The organism is Pseudomonas cichorii (assembly GCF_015471405.1).
Lineage (GTDB): Bacteria > Pseudomonadota > Gammaproteobacteria > Pseudomonadales > Pseudomonadaceae > Aquipseudomonas > Aquipseudomonas serbiensis.
On the sequence record NZ_BLVZ01000023.1, the window covers coordinates 37,281 to 53,271 of the forward strand.

General features: G+C 59.6%; 14 protein-coding genes and 1 other RNA gene. All 15 read right to left on the reverse strand.

Annotation, left to right across the window (positions count from 1 at the left end):
• The 15 genes from JL015_RS26595 to rsmI all read right to left on the reverse strand — a co-directional run bounded on the left by JL015_RS26595 (position 1) and on the right by rsmI (position 15,852).
• A complete protein-coding gene (locus JL015_RS26595; protein WP_025261730.1) occupies positions 1-867 on the reverse strand; it encodes a cell division protein FtsQ/DivIB in 867 nt (288 codons plus the stop codon).
• A gap of 2 nt (positions 868-869) precedes the next feature.
• Complete coding sequence (locus tag JL015_RS26600; RefSeq protein WP_025261731.1) at positions 870-1,829, reverse strand: D-alanine--D-alanine ligase; 960 nt, start codon at positions 1,827-1,829, stop codon at positions 870-872.
• Positions 1,826-3,286, reverse strand: a complete 1,461-nt coding sequence (gene murC, locus JL015_RS26605; RefSeq protein WP_025261732.1) for a UDP-N-acetylmuramate--L-alanine ligase — start codon at positions 3,284-3,286, stop codon at positions 1,826-1,828. Before murC ends, JL015_RS26600 begins: the two co-directional genes overlap by 4 nt.
• Entirely contained in the window at positions 3,279-4,349 is a 1,071-nt protein-coding gene (murG, locus tag JL015_RS26610) for an undecaprenyldiphospho-muramoylpentapeptide beta-N-acetylglucosaminyltransferase (RefSeq protein WP_201020582.1), read from the reverse strand. The genes murC and murG overlap by 8 nt, the downstream gene beginning before the upstream one ends.
• Entirely contained in the window at positions 4,339-5,553 is a 1,215-nt protein-coding gene (gene ftsW / locus JL015_RS26615) for a putative lipid II flippase FtsW (RefSeq protein ID WP_025261734.1), read from the reverse strand. The genes murG and ftsW overlap by 11 nt, the downstream gene beginning before the upstream one ends.
• Positions 5,550-6,896: a UDP-N-acetylmuramoyl-L-alanine--D-glutamate ligase gene (gene murD, locus JL015_RS26620; protein ID WP_201020583.1), complete on the reverse strand. Its 1,347-nt coding sequence runs from the start codon at positions 6,894-6,896 to the stop codon at positions 5,550-5,552. The genes ftsW and murD overlap by 4 nt, the downstream gene beginning before the upstream one ends.
• Positions 6,897-6,901: 5 nt before the next feature.
• The gene (gene mraY / locus JL015_RS26625; protein ID WP_201005715.1) at positions 6,902-7,987 is read right to left on the reverse strand and encodes a phospho-N-acetylmuramoyl-pentapeptide-transferase; all 1,086 of its coding nucleotides are present in this window, start codon (positions 7,985-7,987) and stop codon (positions 6,902-6,904) included.
• The gene (locus tag JL015_RS26630; protein WP_201020584.1) at positions 7,987-9,354 is read right to left on the reverse strand and encodes a UDP-N-acetylmuramoyl-tripeptide--D-alanyl-D-alanine ligase; all 1,368 of its coding nucleotides are present in this window, start codon (positions 9,352-9,354) and stop codon (positions 7,987-7,989) included. The genes mraY and JL015_RS26630 overlap by 1 nt, the downstream gene beginning before the upstream one ends.
• The gene (locus JL015_RS26635) at positions 9,347-10,810 is read right to left on the reverse strand and encodes a UDP-N-acetylmuramoyl-L-alanyl-D-glutamate--2,6-diaminopimelate ligase (protein WP_201020585.1); all 1,464 of its coding nucleotides are present in this window, start codon (positions 10,808-10,810) and stop codon (positions 9,347-9,349) included. The genes JL015_RS26630 and JL015_RS26635 overlap by 8 nt, the downstream gene beginning before the upstream one ends.
• Complete coding sequence (locus JL015_RS26640) at positions 10,810-12,540, reverse strand: peptidoglycan D,D-transpeptidase FtsI family protein (RefSeq protein WP_201020593.1); 1,731 nt, start codon at positions 12,538-12,540, stop codon at positions 10,810-10,812. The genes JL015_RS26635 and JL015_RS26640 overlap by 1 nt, the downstream gene beginning before the upstream one ends.
• Positions 12,540-12,833, reverse strand: a complete 294-nt coding sequence (ftsL, locus tag JL015_RS26645; protein ID WP_201005721.1) for a cell division protein FtsL — start codon at positions 12,831-12,833, stop codon at positions 12,540-12,542. The genes JL015_RS26640 and ftsL overlap by 1 nt, the downstream gene beginning before the upstream one ends.
• On the reverse strand, positions 12,830-13,771 hold the full coding sequence (gene rsmH, locus JL015_RS26650; RefSeq protein WP_201020586.1) for a 16S rRNA (cytosine(1402)-N(4))-methyltransferase RsmH: 942 nt from the start codon (positions 13,769-13,771) through the stop codon (positions 12,830-12,832). Before rsmH ends, ftsL begins: the two co-directional genes overlap by 4 nt.
• A 2-nt stretch (positions 13,772-13,773) precedes the next feature.
• Positions 13,774-14,229 (reverse strand): division/cell wall cluster transcriptional repressor MraZ, encoded by a 456-nt coding sequence (gene mraZ / locus JL015_RS26655; protein ID WP_200995439.1) that lies wholly within the window; start codon positions 14,227-14,229, stop codon positions 13,774-13,776.
• A 309-nt stretch (positions 14,230-14,538) separates the two neighbouring features.
• Positions 14,539-14,896, reverse strand: an RNA gene (rnpB, locus tag JL015_RS26660) — RNase P RNA component class A.
• A gap of 83 nt (positions 14,897-14,979) precedes the next feature.
• The gene (gene rsmI, locus JL015_RS26665) at positions 14,980-15,852 is read right to left on the reverse strand and encodes a 16S rRNA (cytidine(1402)-2'-O)-methyltransferase (RefSeq protein ID WP_201005725.1); all 873 of its coding nucleotides are present in this window, start codon (positions 15,850-15,852) and stop codon (positions 14,980-14,982) included.
• Between the last annotated feature and the right edge of the window lie 139 nt (positions 15,853-15,991).

A 15,991-nucleotide genomic window follows, 5' to 3' on the forward strand; every position in this document is an offset into this window, starting at 1 on the left:
TCAATTCTTCGCGACAGCGGGCTTGTCCGCTGTGGGCGCTACCTGTTCACGCCAACCAACCGCAAGGCCGTTGGAGTAACGCAGGTCGATGCGCGCAATATTCGTGATTTGTTCTTTAAGCGTTTTTTCGTAAATCGCGATGAAGCGGCGCATTTTTTCCACAAGATGATCGCGTCCCAGCAACAACTCGATACCCGGACCGGCATTGCCGGCACCGGTGGTCAGGAACCAACTGCCACGCTCACGTAACTCCAGGCGTGCGATGGAGAACCCCATGGGGCGCAACATCTGACTCAACACCTGGTACTGCTGCATCACCTGTTGCTGAGCCCGCTGCGGGCCGAACAACTGGGGAAGGTGTTCATAGTTGGACAGTTCACGCGGCGTGAAAGCCTGTCCCTGGTTGTTCAACAGCGCTTCGTCTCCCCAACGGGCGACGGGCAGTTGCTCTTCCAGTCGAACCACGACCTGATCCGGCCATACGCGCCGTACTTCGGCATGGGCGATCCAGGGCATCTGCTCCAGTTCGGTACGCATACCGGCCAGATCGATGGTGAAGAAGCTCGCCGCCACATAAGGCGCGATTCGTTGCTGCACCGCCTGCTGACTGATGTAGCTCAGGTCACCCTGCACGTTGATGCGGGTGATCGGACGGTCTACATACGGCAACAGACGCTGCGCACCTTCGTACGTACCGAAACCCAGAACCACCAGCAGCACCGGCCAGAACAGTCCTTTCAGGAAACCGAAGCCCGGCTTGGGCAGTCGCGCCGACAATGGCTCCTTGGCCACCATCCGACTGGCGCCACGCGGCACTGGCTTGCGGCCAGGAGCAGGTGGCTGATGACGTGCCGACGCGCCGTACATGCTTAACCTCTCACCTGAACGCTGTCGGCCAGAATCGCCAACACCAGTTGCTGGAAGTCCAGCCCGGCAGCACGAGCCGCCATGGGGACCAGACTGTGATCGGTCATGCCTGGCACGGTGTTGACTTCCAGCAGCCAGAACTTGCCTTGCGCATCCTGCATGACATCCGTGCGCGCCCAGCCTGCAATGCCGATGGCTTCGCAAGCACGTGCTGTCAGTTGTTTGAGTTCCTGTTCCTTGTCATCACTGAGCCCGCACGGAATCCGGTACTGGGTATCGGAAGCCAGGTACTTGGCGTCGTAATCGTAGAAACTGTGAGGAGTGCCCAGGCCGATGGGCGGCAATATTTCGCCACGCAGGCAGGCGATCGTGAACTCAGGACCCTGAATCCATTGTTCGACCAAAACTTGTGAATCGTAGGTACTGGCGGCTTTCCATGCGGCGATCAATTCGTCGACGCCGGTCACCTTCGCCATACCGATACTTGAACCTTCATGGGCCGGTTTGACGATCAAAGGGAAGCCCAGTTCCGTCGCGGCAGAAATACAGTCGGCCTCACTGCCCAGAACCGCATGCAGCGGAGTGGCCAGCCCAAGACTTTGCCAGACCTGCTTGGTGCGCAACTTGTCCATGGCCAGTGCAGAAGCCAGTACACCGCTACCGGTATAAGGGATTTGCAGGCACTCCAGCAGGCCCTGCATCGTGCCGTCTTCACCGCCACGACCATGCAGGACGATAAAGGCACGGTCGATCCTTTCGCTGACCAGCCGTTGCAGGAAGTCATCGCCCACGTCGATGCCGAACGCATCCACGCCAGCGCTGAGCAATGCATCCAGCACCGCTCGCCCCGACTTCAACGAAACCTCCCGCTCAGCACTCTTGCCACCGAAGAGCACGGCAACGCGGCCGAAGCTTTTCGGTTCAAGGGTCGAGCGCAGGGAAGATTGCGAAGTCACTGTCATTTGAGCTTCCCTTCGGTTGAAGCAATGACGGCACCGGCGAACAGCGGGCTCTTGAGCAATTGCGGAGCCAGGCCACCGATATCACCGGCCCCCTGGCACAGCAGGATGTCACCGGCGCGCAGCAGCGGCTTGACCAGCGGCGCCAGTTCGACACCACGTTCGATGTAGATCGGGTCCAGTTGCCCGCGCTGCCGGATGCTGTGGCACAGGTTGCGGCTGTCGGCACCGGGGATCGGCTCTTCGCCTGCCGGATAGACTTCCATCAGCAACAGCACATTGGCATCGGCCAGCACCTGCACGAAATCGTCGTACAGGTCACGGGTACGGCTGAAACGGTGCGGCTGATAGACCATGACCAGACGACGATCCGGCCAGCCGCCACGCACGGCATTGATGACCGCAGCCACTTCACGCGGGTGGTGACCGTAGTCGTCCACCAGCATCACGTTGCCGCCTTCGACGGGCAGTTCGCCATAGACCTGGAAGCGGCGACCAACGCCCTGGAAGCCCGACAGGCCCTGGACGATGGCTTCGTCGCTGACGCCTTCGTCAGTGGCGATGGCGATGGTTGCCAGGGAGTTGAGCACGTTATGGTTGCCCGGCATGTTCACCGATACGTCCAGCGGCTCACGGTCGCGACGCAGCACGGTGAAGAACGTCAGCATGCCGTCCTGGCGCACGTTGATAGCACGCACATCGGCTTTTTCGCTGAAGCCGTAGGTCAGGGTCGGACGCTTGACCAGCGGCAGGATTTCACGCACCACCGGATCATCGATGCACATCACCGCCAGACCGTAGAACGGCAGGTTGTGCAGGAACTCGACAAAGGTCTTCTTCAGTTTGTTGAAGTCGCCTTCGTAAGTGGCCATGTGATCGGCGTCGATATTGGTAACGACTGCGACCAGCGGCTGCAGATGCAGGAAGCTGGCGTCGCTTTCATCGGCCTCGGCGATCAGGTAACGGCTGGTGCCCAACTGTGCGTTGGTACCGGCAGCGTTGAGACGGCCACCGATCACGAACGTCGGGTCCAGGCCACCGGCAGCAAACACCGAAGCGATCAGGCTGGTGGTGGTGGTCTTGCCATGAGTACCGGCAACCGCGATGCCATGGCGATAGCGCATCAGCTCGGCCAGCATCTCGGCACGGGGCACCACAGGAATACGACGCTCAAGGGCTGTCGCGACTTCCGGGTTGGAGGTGTTCACGGCGCTGGAAACCACCAGCACGTCGGCACCGACAGCGTTCTCGGCAAGGTGACCGATGAAAATGTGTGCACCGAAGGATTTCAGACGTTCGGTAACGGCCGAGTTCTTCAGGTCAGAGCCCGATACTTCATAGCCGAGGTTCAGCAGTACTTCGGCGATACCGCACATACCCACACCGCCGATACCGACGAAGTGGATGCGGCGAATACGGCGCATTTCCGGCTGAGGCATGGCGCGTTGACTCTCAACCATTGACCACCTCCACACAGACGTCGACAACGGTGTTGGTTGCGTCTGGCCGGGCCAGCCTGCGGGCGGTACGGGCCATGTTGTTCAATTGTTCGGGTTGCATCAAAACCTCTTTCAGGCGCGCAGCCATCTCGGCGGCGCCAGTTGTCGCTTGCGGCATGACAAAGGCTGCGCCTTCGCGAGCCAGATAGTCAGCGTTACGAGACTGGTGGTCGTCGATCGCGTAAGGCAGCGGTATCAGGAACGAAGGCAAGCCTGCGGCTGCCAGTTCACTGATGGTCAACGCACCTGCGCGACAGACGACCAGATCGGCCCAGGCATAGGCCTGTGCCATGTTCTGGATAAACGGCGCGACCTGCGCCTCGACGCCAGCGCTGCGATAGCGCTCGGCGGTGACTTCATCGTGTTTCTTGCCGGCCTGATGGAAGACCTCGGGCCGTATGTCTTCAGACACCAGAGCCAGGGCTTCGGGCAGTAACTTGTTCAGGGGCTCCGCGCCCAGGCTGCCGCCCAGGACCAGCAGACGCGCCTTGCGGCCGGCCAGTGCCTGGCGTGGTGTTTCAAGAAACAGCTCGACCCGTACAGGATTGCCGGTCGTGCGGCGCTTGGCCGTTGCACTGAAGGTGTCCGGGAACGCCTCGCAGATACGGCTGGCGAAGGACGACAGGCTGCGGTTGGCGGTACCGGCCACAGCGTTCTGCTCATGGATGATCAACGGCACGCCCGCCAGCTTCGCGGCCAGGCCACCTGGGCCTGTGACATAACCACCGAAGCCCACGACGCACACCGGTTTCAACTCGCGCACGACCTTGCGGGCCTGACGCAATGCCTTGAGCAGCATGAAAGGGGCCTTGAGCAGCGACAGCTTGCCCTTGCCGCGCAAACCGGTGGCATCGATCAGGTGCAAGGTCAGCCCGGCCTGCGGGACCAGTTCGTTTTCGATACCCCGTGGCGTACCCAGCCAATGCACCTTGTAGCCACGCGACTGGAACTCGCGAGCACAGGCCAGCGCCGGGAATACATGCCCGCCGGTGCCACCGGCCATGATCAACACGTTAGCGTCCATGGGGCGGCTCCTCGGCGAAGTCGCTCTCTTTGAATTCGGTTTCTTCACTGCCCATGTTGTTGCGCGATTCCCACTCGATGCGCAGCAGCAGACCGAGGCTCGCACAGCAGATCACAAGCGAACTGCCGCCATAGCTGAGGAATGGCAAGGTCAGGCCTTTGGTTGGCAGCAGGCCTACGTTTACGCCGATGTTGATCAGGAACTGGCCGATCCACAGGAAAGAAAGACCATAAGCAACGTAAGCACCGAAGAACTGTTTGGCCCTTTCTGCCCACATACCTATGTACATGCCACGAATACTGACGAACAGGAACAAGGCGACTGTGAGCAAAGACCCTATGACACCCAGCTCTTCGGCAAGCACCGAGAACACGAAGTCGGTATGAGCTTCCGGCAGATAGAACTGTTTCTGGACACTGTTGCCCAGACCGACGCCGAACCATTCGCCGCGACCGAATGCGATCAGCGCCTGGGTCAACTGGTAGCCGGAACCGAACTGGTCCGCCCACGGGTCGGTGAAGTTGGTCAGACGCGCCATCCGGTAAGGCTGGGCCTGTACCAGCACCACCACGGAAACCACAGCCAGCACCACCATCAGGGAGAAACGGAACAGCCCGACACCACCGAGAAACAGCATGGCGGCAGCCGAGCCCATCATCACGACCGTGGCTCCGAAGTCAGGCTCCATCAGCAACAGGCCCGCCATCGGCAGCAGCACGATGAACGGCTTGAAGAAGCCCATCCAGCTTTCACGAACCTCCTGCTGACGACGAATCAGGTAACCGGCCAGGAAGATCACCACAAAGACCTTGGCGATTTCAGAGGGCTGCACGTTGAACGCGCCGAAGCCGATCCAGCGCATCGAGCCGTTTACCTCGCGGCCGATACCCGGCACCAGCACCAGCAACAGCAAACCGAAGGCACCGATCAGCATCAGCCAGCCCATGCGCTGCCACGTGGCGACCGGCACCATCATGGTCGCGCAGCAGGCACCCAGACCGATCAACAGATAGATCAGATGGCGGGTCATCATGTACAGCGTGTTGCCCGACTGCACGGCGGCCACTTCCGACGACGCGGAAGTGATCATCACCAGCCCAAGCCCCAGCAGCGCCAGGCAACCAGCCAGCATCGGGAAGTCGAGGTCTATGCCACGGCCACTGATCAGCGGCGACGGATAAGGCTTGATCACGCCAAAGATCATGACAAGCCCTCCACTGCCTGGGCGAACAGGCGTCCGCGCTCTTCGTAATTCTTGAACATGTCGAGGCTCGCGCAGGCAGGCGAAAGCAATACCGCATCGCCCTCTTGAGCCAGTTCGGCACTGCGCTGCACGGACTCTTCCAGCGTGATGACACGCACCAGCGGTACAGCATCGCCCAGCGCCTGAGCGATCAGCTGGGCATCGCGGCCCAGCAGGACGACTGCACGGCAATGAGCGGCAACGGCAGCACGCAGGCCGCTGAAGTCAGCACCCTTGCCATCGCCACCGGCGATCAGCACCAGCTTGCCGGTGATGTCAGCACCCAGGCCTTCGATAGCAGCCAGTGCGGCGCCAACGTTGGTAGCCTTGGAGTCGTTGTAATAATGAACACTCGCCCGCTCGCGCACCCACTGGCAGCGATGCTCAAGACCGCTGAAGGTCCGCAGGCTGCTCAACATGGCATCGAACGGCAGGCCGACGGCATGCCCCAGTGCCAGCGCTGCCAGGGCATTGGCCTGATTGTGTGCGCCACGGACTTTCAGTTCGCGAACCGGCATCAGGTTGTCGAACTGGAAGGCCAGGTATTTTTCGCCATTTTCTTCACGCAGACCGAAACCGTGGAAATCCGGTTTGTTCAGGCCGAAGGTCCAGCAAGGCAGACCTTCACCGATCAGTGGTCGGGACAGTGCATCCTGACGATTGACGACGACTTGCCGGGCACCACGGAAAATCCGGTGCTTGGCCAGGTGATAGGCCGGCAGGCCGCTGTAGCGATCCATGTGATCTTCGCTGACGTTCAGCACGGTCGCGACTTCGGCGTTGAGTTCGTCAGTGGTTTCGAGCTGGAAGCTGGACAGTTCCAGCACGTACAGCTCGACGTCATCGCTGAGCAGATCCAGAGCCGGCATGCCGAGGTTGCCGCCGACAGCAACGCGCTTGCCTGCGGCCTGTGCCATCTCGCCCACCAGCGTGGTCACGGTGCTTTTCGCATTGGAACCGGTGATTGCAATGATCGGCGCCTTCGCGTAACGCGCGAACAGGTCGATGTCGCCGGACATCTTCACGCCACGGGCATGGGCCTGCTGCAAGGCTGGTGTCGCAAGGGCCAGCCCCGGGCTGACATACAGCTCGTCGGCACGGCAGAGAAACTCTACGTCCAGCTCGCCACAACGCACTTCCACCTGCGGGTAATCGCGACGCAAGGTCGCCAGCTCAGGGGGATTCTCCCGCGTATCGGCCACGGCAAACGCAACGCCCCGGTTCGCCAGGAAGCGAACCAGGGACATGCCACTTTTGCCAAGACCGACAACGATACGGAAGCGGTCGGAAACGATCAAAGACACTCGTTCTACCTCAGTTTCAGCGTTGCAAGGCCGATCAGTACCAGAATCACGGTGATGATCCAGAAACGGACAATCACACGCGGCTCAGGCCAGCCCTTGAGTTCGAAGTGGTGGTGGATAGGCGCCATGCGGAACACGCGGCGACCGGTCAGTTTGAATGACGCAACCTGAATGACCACTGAAAGGGTTTCCATCACGAACACGCCGCCCATGATGAACAAGACGATTTCCTGGCGGACGATCACTGCCATGGTGCCCAGTGCCGCGCCCAGAGCCAGGGCACCGACGTCGCCCATGAACACCTGGGCCGGATAAGTGTTGAACCACAGGAATCCGAGCCCGGCACCAATCAGCGCACCGGAGAATACGATCAGCTCACCCGCTCCCGGCACATAGGGAATCAGCAGGTATTCTGCAAATTTCACGTTACCCGACAGGTAGCAGAAGATACCCAGCGCGCCACCGACCATGACGGTCGGCATGATTGCCAGCCCGTCCAGCCCGTCAGTCAGGTTCACGGCGTTGCTGGAGCCGACGATGACGAAATAGGTCAATACGATAAAACCGACCATGCCCAACTGGATGCGCACATCCTTGAGCATCGGCACGATCAGCGTGGTTTCGGTCGCCGACGGCGCAGTCGTATAAAGGAAGATGGCTGCACACAGGCCGAACACCGACTGCCAGAAGTATTTCCAGCGACTTGGCAGACCACGGGAGTTCTTCTCGATCACCTTGCGATAGTCATCAACCCAGCCAATGCCGCCGAACAGCAGCGTGACAAGCAGTACCACCCACACATAACGGTTGCTCAAGTCAGCCCACAGCAAGGTGCTGATGCCGATGGACGACAGGATCAATGCACCGCCCATGGTCGGGGTGCCGGACTTGGAGAGGTGCGATTGCGGACCATCGTTACGCACGGCCTGACCAATCTGGCGAAGCTGCAGGGTACGAATCATCCACGGGCCCAGCCACAGCGAAAGGGTCAGGGCCGTGAGCACGCCGAGAATCCCGCGCAAGGTCAGGTATTGGAAGACCGCAAAGCCTTTGTAGAACTGTTGTAAAAACTCGGCCAACAGCAGCAGCATCAATGTTTCTCCAGGCTAGAACCGCATAAGGCGGCCACGACGTTTTCCATCGCGGCACTACGCGAGCCCTTGATCAATAAAGTGGTATTTGTGTCTTGCTCGGCGCCCAGCGCCGCAATCAGGTCGGCCTGGCTGGCAAAATGGCGCGCATGCTCGCCGAAGGCGTTGACGGCGTGAACCATCAACGGACCAACGGCATAGAGCGCGGAAACCTTGCCGGCGGCATAGGCGCCCACGTCGTGGTGACCTTGTTCGGCCCAGTCCCCCAGTTCACCGATATCGCCCAGCACCAGGACAGTACGTCCGGGGAAATCGGCCAACAGATCGACAGCGGCATTTATGGAAGACGGGTTTGCGTTGTAGGTGTCATCGATCACTCGCACACCATTGCTGGCAATGTGCACGACCGTACGCCCCTTGACCGGCTGAACATTATTCAAGCCAGTGACAATGCCTTCCAGCGTAACGCCCAGCGCAAAGGCCGCAGCAGCAGCCGCCAGCGCATTGGCCACGTTATGTTTACCCAGCAGATTCAGTTGCACCTGCGCAGTACCCAACGGGCTGTGCAGCAAAAAGTTCGGGCAGCCACGGGCATCGCGCCCCAGGTCACTGGCGTGCAGGTCGGCCTGGGTGTTGCTCAGGGCAAAGCTGACGATCTTTCGCTCACCGACACGGATACGCCAGGTCGGGAATGCCTTGTCATCCAGATTCAGGACCGCAATGCCGCTGGCATCGAGCCCCTCAAGGATTTCGCCTTTGGCCTCCACGATCCTGTCCGGACCACCGAACTCACCGACATGGGCGGTCCCGGCATTGGTAATCAGTGCGACATGAGGTTTTGTCAGGCTGACAGTGAAAGCGATTTCACCGACACGCGACGCCCCAAGCTCGATGACTGCCGAGGAGTATTCCGGGGACAGCTCAAGCAGGGTCAGCGGCACGCCCAGTTCGTTGTTCAGATTGCCACGTGTGGCCAGAACCGGGCCGCGGGTACGCATGATGCTGGCCAGCATTTCCTTGACCGTGGTCTTGCCACTGGAACCGGTAATGGCTGCAACAGGCCTGTCGACAAAGGCATTGCGATTGATCGCGCCCAATTGCGCCAAGGCCTTGCGGGTATCGAGCACGACCAGTTGCGGCAAGGCTGCACCTTCCACTTCACGCTCGACCAGAGCACCTACGGCGCCTTTGGCGGCAACCTGATCCAGATACTCGTGACCATCGAATCGCGGGCCGGTCAGGGCAACGAACAACTGGCCCGGCAAGATGCCACGGCTGTCGGTGCTCACGCCGGTAAAACTGCAATCGCCCACACGACGGGCATCAAGCGGCGCGACCAGTTCGCTGAAGGTCAATGCTTTAAGCATTCGCAGACTCCCGTGCAGCCAAGGCCTTGGCGGCTTCTTCCAGATCGGAGAACGCATGACGCTGACCGTTGATTTCCTGATAGTCCTCATGGCCCTTGCCAGCCAGGACCACGACATCTGCCGCATCGGCACTGGCAATCAGTTCGGCAATCGCCTGGCCACGGCCTTCAATGAAATGCACGGCATCAGGGGTCACGAAGCCTGGGCGGATATCATCGAAGATCCGGCCCGGCGATTCTGTGCGGGGGTTGTCGTCAGTAACCCAGACGCCATCGGCAAGGCGCTCGACCACTTCGGCCATCAGCGGACGCTTGCCACTGTCACGATCGCCACCGCAACCGAACAGGCACAACAAGCGGCCCTTGGCATGCGGACGCAATGCGTTGAGGACCTGCTCCAGCGCATCGGGGGTATGGGCGTAATCAACCACCACCAAAGGTTTGTCGCCACCGCCAAGACGCTGCATGCGCCCGACCGGGCCTTCCAGCTTCGGCAGGACCTTGAGAATTTCGTCCAGCGCATACTCCAGCCCCAGCAAGGCGCCGATAGCGGCAAGCACATTGCTCAGGTTGAAGCGCCCCAGCAGACGGCTGCGCAGCAGGTGTTCACCTTGCGCAGTCACCAGCGTGGCGCGTACGCCATCGTCATCGAACTTCGCATCGCGGCAATAAAGCGATGCGCTCTTGTCCTGGAGGCTGTAGGTAATGAGACGCGACTCATGCTTGATCTCGGCCAGCTCACGACCGAACTCGTCGTCCAGGTTGATGACCCGGCAGCGCAGATCCGACCATGCGAACAGCTTGGCCTTGGCCGCGCCATAGGCCTGCATCGTGCCGTGGTAATCCAGATGATCGCGGGACAGATTGGTCAACACGGCGACATCGAAATCCAGAGCGGTCGCACGACCTTGGTCAAGGCCGTGAGACGACACTTCCATCGCAACGGCGCGTGCGCCGGCCTTTTTCAAGTCGGCGATGGTTGCCTGTACGGAAATAGGATCAGGCGTGGTGTGGCGGCCGCTTTGCAGCGCGCCATAAAAGCCAGTCCCCAGAGTACCAACAATGCCGCAATGCTGACCGAGAAGGTCAAGAGCCTGGGCGACCAGTTGCGTGACACTGGTCTTGCCATTGGTGCCGGTCACGCCCACCAGATTCAGGCCGCGACTCGGCTCGCCATAGAAGCGGCCAGCAATGGCCGACAACTGCGCAGCCAGGCCCTTCACAGGAATCAACGGCACATCGGTAATCGGCAACACCGTCGAACCTTCTGCTTCATAGGCCACGGCCGCCGCGCCGCGTTGCAAGGCGTCGGCGATATGGGCGCGGCCATCAAGCTTGATGCCGGGCACAGCCAGGAACAGGTCTCCCGGCCGGACATTACGACTGTCGAGCGTCAACTCGCGAATCAGAGGATCGCGGTCGGTTTGAGCGAAAATCTTGCTCAGATTGAAAGCCATCAGCCACGCCCTCCTTTCACTACCGGGGCAACATTGACCTGCTCTTGCGGTGCGGCGAGGTTGTCAGGCGTCACGTTCATCAGACGCAACGTACCGGACATGACCTTGCTGAATACCGGGGCAGAAACCAGACCACCGAAATAACCACCCTTGCTCGGCTCATCGATCACAACGACGATTGCATAGCGCGGGTTACTCATCGGGCCAAAACCGGCGAACAGGGAACGGTAGGAGTTTTCCGCGTATCCCTTGGTGCCGATGGAAGTCTTGCGTGCAGTACCACTCTTGCCGCCGACGTGATAGGACGGCACACGGGCGCGATAGACGCCACGCGGGTCTTCGATCACTTGCTGCAACATGCCTTGCAGGGTCTTGGCGGTGTTTTCTGGAATGGCCTGCACTGCCGTCGGCGGCGTGTCGCTTTTCAGAATGGTCAGCGGCACGATCCGGCCGTTGTTGGCCAGCGCGCCGTAGGCATGCACCAGTTGCAAAGCAGTTACCGAAAGCCCGTAGCCGTAGGACAGGGTCGCGGTTTCAGCCTTGCGCCACTCGCGGTAGTTCGGCAGATTGCCCACGCGCTCGCCGGGGAATCCAAGGCCGGTGTACTGGCCGAAACCGACGCGCTGCATGGTACGGAAGATGGCTTCACCGCCCACGTCGAAGGCGATCTTGCTCATGCCCACGTTACTGGAGTTGATCAGAATCCCGGTCAGATCGAGGATCGGCCCTTCGGTCTTGGTCACGTCACGAATGGTGTACTTGCCGATCTGCAAGGTGCCCGGATAGACCTCGACCTTGTCGCTCGGTTTCCAGCGGCCGCTGTCCAGCGCGGTCGTCATGGAAATCGGCTTCATGGTCGAACCCGGCTCGAACACGTCGATGATTGCCCGGTTACGCATTGCAGCAGGCACCATGGTGCGGCGATTGTTCGGGTTGTAGGTCGGCTGGTTGACCATGGCCAGAACTTCGCCGGTCTTGACGTCCATGATTACCAGGCTACCGGCCTTGGCTTCGTTCTCTACAATGGCGTTGCGCAGCTCGCGGGTGGCCAGATATTGCAGGCGCAGATCAATAGACAAAGCCAAGGTCTTGCCGGCCTTGGCGTTCTTGGTTACCTGGACGTCCTTGATCAGTCGTCCCCTGCGGTCCTTGATGACCTGCCGCTTGCCGGGAACCCCGGCGAGCCAGTCGTCGTAGGCAAGCTCGACGCCCTCGCGACCATGGTCATCAAGGTCGGTGAAGCCAACCATGTGGGCGGTCACGTCACCGGCCGGATAGAAACGCCGGAACTCCTCGATGCCGTAGACACCGGGGACTTTCAGGTCCAGCACCGACTGCCCTTGTTCAGGCGTCAGGCCGCGAACCAGGTAGATGAATTCCTTGGTGGCCTGGGAATCGAGACGCTCGGTCAGGGCCTTGAGGTCCTGGCCAAGCGCAGCCGCCAGCAAGGACCACTTGGATTTGTCCTGCTGCATTTCACGCGGGTTGGCCCACAGCGTAGTCACGGGAGTACTGACGGCCAGAGGCTCGCCGTTACGGTCGGTGATCAGACCACGGTGAGCCGGAATCGGGATATGACGGACGCTACGAGCATCACCCTGCTCCTTGAGGAAGGTGTGATCGATGACCTGCAGATCGACAATGCGCCAGCAGATGGCGAGCACCAGCACGACGAGCAAGCCCACCACAACACGGAAACGCCACGGATACAGGGCACCCTCAAGCTTCATCATGGCGCCACCATCCGTACTTCGGCAGCGTTGGGGATGCGCATTTTCAACTGTTCGGTGGCCAGGTTCTCGATGCGGCTGTGGGCCGTCCAGGTACTTTGCTCAAGAATCAGACGCCCCCACTCGGCCTGCGCCTTGTCGCGCACGCTCATCTCCGAGTACAGGGAGTTGAGCAATTGCCGGTTCCAGTGGGCGCTATAGGACACGCCGATTGCCGAAATGAGGACGGCAATGAACAGCAGCAACATAATGAAACTGCCGCCGGGCAATGGCTTGAGGAACAGACGACTCACCTGAGCTTCTCCGCCACACGCATGACGGCACTGCGCGAGCGTGGATTGGCTCTGGTTTCTGCGTCCGAGGCGAACTGCGCCTTGCCGATGAGTTTGATTTTCGGCTCGAAGGCCTTGAACTGGATCGGCAGATTACGGGGCATGTTGTCAGCTTCGCCCTTGACGAGCTTGCGCATGAACAGCTTGACGATGCGGTCTTCCAGAGAGTGGAAGCTGATGACCACCAGACGGCCGCCGACTTCCAGGGCGTCCAGCGCCGCTTCAAGACCGGCTTCCAGATCACCCAGTTCGTTGTTGACGTGAATACGCAGGCCCTGGAAGGCGCGCGTGGCCGGATTCTTGCCTTTTTCCCAGGCGGGGTTGGCGACCTTGAGGACTTCTGCCAGATCGGCAGTGCGCTCGAAAGGCTGGACTTCACGACGCTGGACCACGGCATTGGCCATGCGCTTGGCGAAACGTTCTTCGCCGTATTCTTTGAAAACCCGGGCAATTTCTTCAGCGGGGGCTGTGGCGATGAACTCGGCCGCACTCACACCGCGAGTCGGGTCCATGCGCATGTCCAGCGGGCCGTCGTTCATGAAGCTGAAGCCACGCTCAGGATCATCCAGTTGCGGCGACGACACGCCAAGGTCCAGCAGAATGCCGTTGACCTTGCCTGCCAACCCGCGTTCTTGAGCCTCCGAGCCCAATTCAGCAAAGCTTCTCTGCACAATGACAAAGCGGCCGTCTTCGGCCGCCAGCGCTTGCCCTGTGGCAATCGCTTGAGGATCCTTGTCGAACCCCAGCAGCCGGCCATCCGGCCCCAGATGCTGCAGTATCAGGCGGCTATGTCCGCCACGACCGAATGTGCCGTCCAGATAGCAGCCATCGGCGCGCACAGCGAGAGCCTCGACGGCTTCTTCGAGCAGTACGGTGATGTGGGTAAAACTGCTGTTCATAGTCACAGGATCAGGTCACGTAATTCATCAGGCATCGCGCCAGGTTTTTGAATGGCTGCAAGGTCGGCATCGGCAAGAGCGTTCCAGGCATCCTCGTCCCACAGTTGAAACTTATTAAGCTGTCCAACCAACATCACACGCTTATCCAACTTGGCGTATTCACGAAGACGCGGTGGCACCAGAAAACGCCCACTGCCGTCCAGCTCCAGATCCACTGCATTACCAATCAGAAGCCTTTGCAACCGGCGGTTTTCCTCGCGAAAGGTAGCCAGCTCACGAAGTTTCGCCTCAATCAGTTCCCACTCGGACAGCGGATAAAGACACAAGCAGGGATCAACAGCATCAATGGTCACGATAAGTTGGCCGGAGCTACGCGAATCCAGCTCGTCACGGTACCGGCTCGGCATAGCGAGACGGCCCTTGGCATCGAGATTGATTGCGTTGGCACCACGAAACACAGGCGCACTCTCCGAATTTTAACTTTTTGCGCTAAAAAAACCCACTTCGTGCCACTTTCTGCCACTTACGCACACTATAGGAATGCGCCCACCACACCGTCAAGGCACGGTCTTAAGGAAACCCCTTACATTTCGGAGATTTAGGAGTGGTATTGGAGGGAGAGAGATAAATTCACGAGGGTTTTGACAGGCAAACACGATGCCTCTCAAATATTTGTGAGCAAAAGTTAAAGTAATTTATTAAGTGTAAGAATTTTTTGGCATTACGGAGAAGAAAAACAGCTGCTTTAACAGCAGAGAGGAAAAAAGGTGGAGAGTCGATCTGTAAGCCGGGTTCTGTCGAGGACAGTCATTCCTCTACGACGGCCATCACTGGACGTCTTTAGCAACCTACCCGGTTCCAGCGCGGGCCACGCCTAGGAACCCTATTTGGTCTTGCTCCGAGTGGGGTTTACCTTGCCACGAACTGTTGCCAGACGTGCGGTGCGCTCTTACCGCACCTTTTCACCCTTACCGGCACCGAAGTGCTTAGGCGGTTATTTTCTGTGGCACTTTCCGTAGGCTCACGCCTCCCAGGCGTTACCTGGCACTCCGCCCTATGGAGCCCGGACTTTCCTCCCCCCCTTGTTGCGAAACAACAAGAGGCAGCGACTGTCCAATCGACTCTCCGTTGCCAAGGGTATCGATACGAGGCGTCAAGAACAAGCATTAAAAGCCCGAATGACGCGCATTCGTCGCACAGGCGGGAACTTATTGGTTCTTCTGCTTATCCAACGCGACCTGATAAAGCAGGTTCTTGCGCACACCGGTAATTTCAGCGGCCAGTGCAGCAGCACGCTTGAGCGGCATTTCCTCCAGCAACAGATCAAGAACCCTGCGCGCCTCGGCCCCCACGACATCTTCATCCTCGGGCTGCGTCCAGCCCGCCACCAGAACCACACATTCGCCACGCTGCTGATTGCTGTCGCCTTCGACAAAGGCGCGCAACTGTGCCAGCGGCAAACCCTTGAGCGTTTCAAAGGTCTTGGTCAGCTCTCGTGCCAGCAGCGCAGGACGATCAGGGCCGAACACCTGCTCCATATCCTGAAGACACTCCAGAATCCTGTGCGGTGCCTCATAGAAGATCAACGTACGCGGTTCTTCGCGAAGCACTTCAAGCCGGCTTTTGCGACCGACTGCCTTGGCTGGCAAAAAACCTTCGAAGATAAAACGGTCCGAAGGCAGACCGGCTGCCGACAGAGCCGCGATCAATGCACAGGCACCGGGCACCGGAATGACCTGCACACCCGCCGCGCGCGCCTGACGGACAAGGTGATAACCGGGATCGGAGATCAGCGGCGTACCGGCATCGGAAATCAACGCAACATCGTCGCCCGCCAGCAAACGAGTGATAAAACGGCTACCCTCGTCACGCTCGTTATGTTCATGGCAGGCAGCCAGAGGCGTGGATATTCCAAAATGCTGCATCAGCCGTGCCGAGTGCCGAGTATCCTCTGCTGCTATCAATGCCACTTCACGCAGCACTTTCAAGGCCCGCACGCTCATGTCGTCCAGATTGCCGATAGGGGTCGCCACTACATAAAGCGAACCCAGGGTGGAATTTGAAACAACCGGAGCAGTCAAAGCGCAGACCTCATTTTTGATGTTTGAAAAAACGCATTGTACAGGCTATGGCCATGACCAATGGTGCAACACATTCAGGGATGAGTATAAAAAGGAAGGAAACCCATGATTCTGTCCCGCCGCAAGATGCTGAAACACT

Bases quoted from the DNA above. Each gene is read 5' to 3' on its own strand.
- mraY (WP_201005715.1), bottom strand. From the start codon at position 7,987: ATGCTGCTGCTGTTGGCCGAGTTTTTACAACAGTTCTACAAAGGCTTT.
- JL015_RS26635 (WP_201020585.1), bottom strand. From the start codon at position 10,810: ATGGCTTTCAATCTGAGCAAGATTTTCGCTCAAACCGACCGCGATCCT.
- murG (WP_201020582.1), bottom strand. From the start codon at position 4,349: ATGGACGCTAACGTGTTGATCATGGCCGGTGGCACCGGCGGGCATGTA.
- rsmH (WP_201020586.1), bottom strand. From the start codon at position 13,771: ATGAACAGCAGTTTTACCCACATCACCGTACTGCTCGAAGAAGCCGTC.
- ftsW (WP_025261734.1), bottom strand. From the start codon at position 5,553: ATGATCTTTGGCGTGATCAAGCCTTATCCGTCGCCGCTGATCAGTGGC.
- JL015_RS26630 (WP_201020584.1), bottom strand. From the start codon at position 9,354: ATGCTTAAAGCATTGACCTTCAGCGAACTGGTCGCGCCGCTTGATGCC.
- JL015_RS26595 (WP_025261730.1), bottom strand. From the start codon at position 867: ATGTACGGCGCGTCGGCACGTCATCAGCCACCTGCTCCTGGCCGCAAG.
- JL015_RS26600 (WP_025261731.1), bottom strand. From the start codon at position 1,829: ATGACAGTGACTTCGCAATCTTCCCTGCGCTCGACCCTTGAACCGAAA.
- murC (WP_025261732.1), bottom strand. From the start codon at position 3,286: ATGGTTGAGAGTCAACGCGCCATGCCTCAGCCGGAAATGCGCCGTATT.
- JL015_RS26640 (WP_201020593.1), bottom strand. From the start codon at position 12,540: ATGAAGCTTGAGGGTGCCCTGTATCCGTGGCGTTTCCGTGTTGTGGTG.